The 4,422-nt window shown below is 48.1% G+C and carries 5 protein-coding genes and 1 pseudogene; all 6 read right to left on the reverse strand.

Going from position 1 to position 4,422, the window contains the following annotated elements; genetic code table 11:
• Positions 1-105: 105 nt before the first annotated feature.
• A pseudogene (locus JUK32_RS27940) lies at positions 106-201 on the reverse strand (VIT family protein); the annotation flags it as partial.
• A gap of 31 nt (positions 202-232) precedes the next feature.
• Positions 233-1,063, reverse strand: a complete 831-nt coding sequence (locus JUK32_RS05575) for a type II CAAX endopeptidase family protein (protein WP_309224497.1) — start codon at positions 1,061-1,063, stop codon at positions 233-235.
• 9 nt (positions 1,064-1,072) lie between these two features.
• Complete coding sequence (locus JUK32_RS05580) at positions 1,073-1,822, reverse strand: DUF6920 family protein (RefSeq protein ID WP_239112358.1); 750 nt, start codon at positions 1,820-1,822, stop codon at positions 1,073-1,075.
• Between the two features lie 23 nt (positions 1,823-1,845).
• Complete coding sequence (locus JUK32_RS05585; protein ID WP_204137862.1) at positions 1,846-2,337, reverse strand: hypothetical protein; 492 nt, start codon at positions 2,335-2,337, stop codon at positions 1,846-1,848.
• Between the two features lie 17 nt (positions 2,338-2,354).
• A complete protein-coding gene (locus JUK32_RS05590; protein WP_204137863.1) occupies positions 2,355-2,606 on the reverse strand; it encodes a hypothetical protein in 252 nt (83 codons plus the stop codon).
• 256 nt (positions 2,607-2,862) lie between these two features.
• Positions 2,863-3,864: a toll/interleukin-1 receptor domain-containing protein gene (locus JUK32_RS05595; protein ID WP_204137864.1), complete on the reverse strand. Its 1,002-nt coding sequence runs from the start codon at positions 3,862-3,864 to the stop codon at positions 2,863-2,865.
• Positions 3,865-4,422 lie beyond the last annotated feature (558 nt).

The following is a 4,422-nucleotide window of genomic DNA, read 5'->3' on the forward strand; positions in this document are numbered from 1 at the left end:
TGCACTGTAAAAGTTCTTGGCGTTCTGCTGGCGTCATGAGGGTACCCATCCAAATATCGCTACAGCCTTACTCTAATTTTCCTCTTCAGAAAGTGACCTGCTCCCGGCGGTGGAGACGATGCCGTCATTTGCGCCCAACACAGCGGCCCGGAGCCAGCCGATGCGTCCGGTGCGGTGTCGTTCTTGATGCTTTTTGGCCATAGATTTACCGTGATAGTTCATCGACCGATTATCAGCCCGCACAAACCCGTTTTCGGCGGGAAAGATTTGCTTTTCCCAACACGGTGATCAGAATGATGGCTACCCCACAATTCAGAAGGACATCCGCGATAGGAGACACTCCAGAGATAAAAGCTCCAAATATATTCAGAGAACCATGAAACAACGCCACCAGCAAAATACTGCCTTGAGTGCTGTTGTAAATCCAGGTGTAGATAAAAGCATTGGTGACGATCAGGATGAACCATAGGAAAGGATATTCAGCCATGGGATTGCCGACCAAAAAGACAATCGGCAAATGCCAAAAAGCCCACAATGTGCCCACAATCAGAGTCGCGATAAAAGCACTATGACGCTTTTGCAATTGTGGCAAGGCGAAACCTCGCCACCCGATTTCTTCGCAGGTAGTAGCAAAAAAATTCACTGCGAAGCCGAGGACAACATAGGGAGATAGATCGACAGGTTGGGTTGGAACGGTTGCTGAAAGGCCGAGTAATTCGGTAATGCTTTTTGCCGTAATCAGCAGCATTAAAGCACCCAGCAGGACTACGATGTACCAGACTAGGCCAACCCGCCATCGGAGAAGTCCCTTGAGCAAATTTTGAACCCCTGTCTTACCATCTGCTGTGCGTGTCACAATGACCGCCGCAAGAGCAGGACCGACAGCATAAAAAATGGAAAGAAGCTGAACATAGGGGCTGTCAAAGGGGGCAATACCATGCGATCCTAAGGCGGCTGACACCATGCCCAACCATGAGATCCCAAAGGCTAAAATATAGAACCAAGTTATGGGATGTTTCTTCATTGCGAATAAACCTGGTTGAGGTACGGTGATTTTGACCACGGCTAACCATTACCGATAGATGGCCTGATCAATGGTGGCTCGGAAGAACTCGCCCTCTGACTCAAACCGCTCACTGCCGAAATACCACCCCACTCGCAAACGCGTGGGAATCGTGTAGCCGCAGAACGTGCCTTCTGCTTCGACAATGGCCCCGAAATCTACATAGTGGTGTGCCGCACCGTCTGGATTGCCCCAGCGCGGCAGTTTCGCAGCTTTTAGCTGCCCTGTCTGGTCAATGGTTAGGTCGAGTTCTGCCTGTTCACCCTGGGCCATAAAACTGGCATGGAGGTGCGATGCTTCAGTGCTGCTCCAGATCACGTCACCCAGACAAAGCGCCGATGGCAACAGCATTAACTCGGTGTGGAAGCGTCCCGCCGCCGATCGCGTAATATCTGCCCCAGTGCCAGTCATCACCGGAAATAGCCCCAACAGCTTCCACTGCATCGCCCCGACGCCATCGATGATGCGGTCTGATCCCACGATGGGTAAGCGATTCATCCAGGCGGTGGCACTCCAGATAAAGCCGCGCTGCCAGCAGACCACTTGCTCGGCTTGAAAGGGAATCCAGTTTTTGAGCTTGATTTCGCCGTGCATCTTCAAACGAACTGCAGCAGCCAGCTTGGTTCCGGGTGCCATTGCATGGTCGAGATACCGTCTTGCCGCCTCTGGCAAATGGGCAAAGTCATCGGGGCTAAAGGTTTGCTCTTGAGGTGTTGCCGACTGCCATAGAGCATCGAGGGAAAGCGGTTTAGTTTTCATGGCTCTGATCTATCGCTCCTCTCTTAATTGCTGCTAGCCGTTAATCGAGCGGGCTGTTTTAGCAAGCTAATCACAGAACCTAAGGCGATTACGCCAGGAGCCGCCAGCCATAGCCAGAAACCCAACAGGAATTGGCTCAGGGCAAGTTCAGAAACGCCACCACTATCCGCAGGTAAGTTAAACCAAAAGCCTGAAAATGTGCCGCCAAAACCAATCAAAATGGCGGCTATCCCAGCTATAGCTGAAAACCTATAGCGTCCCATCATAAACGTGATGCAGCCCAACCAATAGATGGGATTAGCCAACCAACCAATCGCGGGAATTTGTAAAAAAAGCAGTCCAATCATGCCGAAGAAAGTCAGCTCGATCCCCTTCATGGCATAAACATTACTAGGGTCAGAGGGATTTCCACTAATAGAGTCTATGGGAAAGACATTAAACAAAAGGCAAGGTAGCGCGAGGGCTATGCCATATAGAAAAAGCGACAATCCTAGAAATACAATTTTATAGTTCACCCGCTACACCGCTCACCCTATTGACTGTCAGAATTTTCTGAAAATGTTTGCTTGAGAATCAGGTAAAACCCAACATCGTTGCCAAAAAACATCACAGCATCAAGGGCGACAAACTCCCATCCTTCCGCAGAGAGTCGATTCAGGTGGTGCTCAATTTTTCTGGCTTTTTGTTTGGTCGTCAGGCATAGCCAGTCGCTGATCACTTTATATCGTGTTGCCACTGGTTCTTCCCCTGGCTTGTGGTTGTCTCTACCTTTGTTTGATTGCAACTCGGCTCGTGAACCGACTGCAATTCATCCCGACAACCGATATCTCCTCAAGGATGTCAAAGCCGTGTTTGAGTTCTTGAATGAGTTGATGAACTATGAGACAAAACGTGACAATGGGGCTGGACGCAGCGATCGCACTATCAGCATCTCAGCTACATCCTCACCGATAACTCAGCAGTCTAACGGTTCTGGTCAGCGGTTGCCGTTTCCTTTGCAAAACATAAGCGGCTTCGGTCAATCCGCTGCACCAGAATTGTTAGCTGTCATGCAGGCGTGGATGTACATACTGAAGTAGTGAGGTTCGTCCTTGAATAAACATTACCTTTACTTGCATCACCATACCATTGCAATCCTCAAGCTCAAACGGCTCATTAACAATAAACCTCCCTGGTTGTTGAACTCCACCATTAATCGCAACATTATCTGCGTAAAGATAAGTTCGCCTTGAGGTGTCTAGAATTGGGTTGAGACGTCCTTGAAGATTAGGAATGTGGCAGGTGCTGTGGCAGATTACAGAACCTGTATTCTCCGACTCAAACAAAGTTACCTTTAAGTCATCGTTTGGATCCCATGAGGAAATTAAGGCTCCAGGATACTTGGGATGAGCTACTAGCAGACGATACAAACGTCTAGTGGGAATTTCAATTACAGCTTTTCCATCAGAAGAGGTCATAGTAATTTTTGTCGTACTATTGTCAGCAATAGCCGTTATTGATGCACAATCAATTGGTAGACCTTCAGATGAAATAACATTTATCTGTGCATGTATTGGATTGACTCGTGGAGCACTATCCACCGAAAATAAAGCCCTACGCAATGACTCCGAGGGGATCGTTTGACCACTATTTATGAGCTTCTTTTGAATGATCTCAACAAATTCATGAGGCTTTTTATCCTTCAGAGATATGTATGCAGTGGTTGACAAAATCCCAGGAATTGGAGTCTCGTCAAAGCGTACAGGCAATATATATTCTTGGTTCTCTTGAAATGCGCGTGACTGCATCACTTGCCGTTCGTGGTTAGTCCACATTTTTCGAGCATAATGTTCCGAAATAAACATAATTGTATATAGAGCCTTGTCTTTATAAACCTCCGTTAAATAGTCATAGAGATTCTTTCCCCAGAGATTTGCCTCTTCAAACTTATCGTAGAAAATTTTGACACCCGCATCCTGAAGCAGATTTGCAACTTGATCTACATACTCGCGATCCTCGCCAGCGAAGGAAAGAGCAATCTCAAATTCAAAAGATTTTGTCATTTGAAAACAGTTCTTTCTATTTGAGCAATGTACAGCTAACTCCTGATTAGAGGGAAAGTTTCCACCTAAGATCCCGTATCAGGATCTTAGGTGGAAATATTTCAGCCTAAGATCCTTTTGGGGGTGAATAGGTGGAATTGTGTCAGCCTAAACACCTGGACTGGGGTGAATAGGTGGAATGATTCAGGATAATCGCCCCGCCATTCTAGCAGCGGGTATTGATTTAGGGCTGCTTCAAGCTTCAGAGGTCACTTGAATAGATGTGAGTAAACCCAGCAAATTCTGCTTCGCTGGGTTCTGGGGTGAGGGTTTAGTCGAACTGTTTGTCGCGCTGCAGGTACTTCAGCACGTCGCCGGGGTCGCGGCGGATGACGATGCCGTTTTCGGGCGTGGCAGATACCGTCATGGCAGGTCTCCTTGAGGGACAGATCGATCGGCGGGACAGCGGACTAGCAGAATGACGCTCGATCGGGGGCTGAGGGGCATTGTCAACTTAACTTTCCGTATCTAAAATCGAGCACTAAATTCCCGTCCATCGCCTTCGACAGCAGCGCTAAG

This window comes from Halomicronema sp. CCY15110, from assembly GCF_016888165.1.
Lineage (GTDB): Bacteria > Cyanobacteriota > Cyanobacteriia > Phormidesmidales > Phormidesmidaceae > Halomicronema.

Coding starts and splice junctions, on each gene's coding strand:
- JUK32_RS05580 (WP_239112358.1), bottom strand. CDS start 1,822: ATGAAAACTAAACCGCTTTCCCTCGATGCTCTATGGCAGTCGGCAACA.
- JUK32_RS05595 (WP_204137864.1), bottom strand. CDS start 3,864: ATGACAAAATCTTTTGAATTTGAGATTGCTCTTTCCTTCGCTGGCGAG.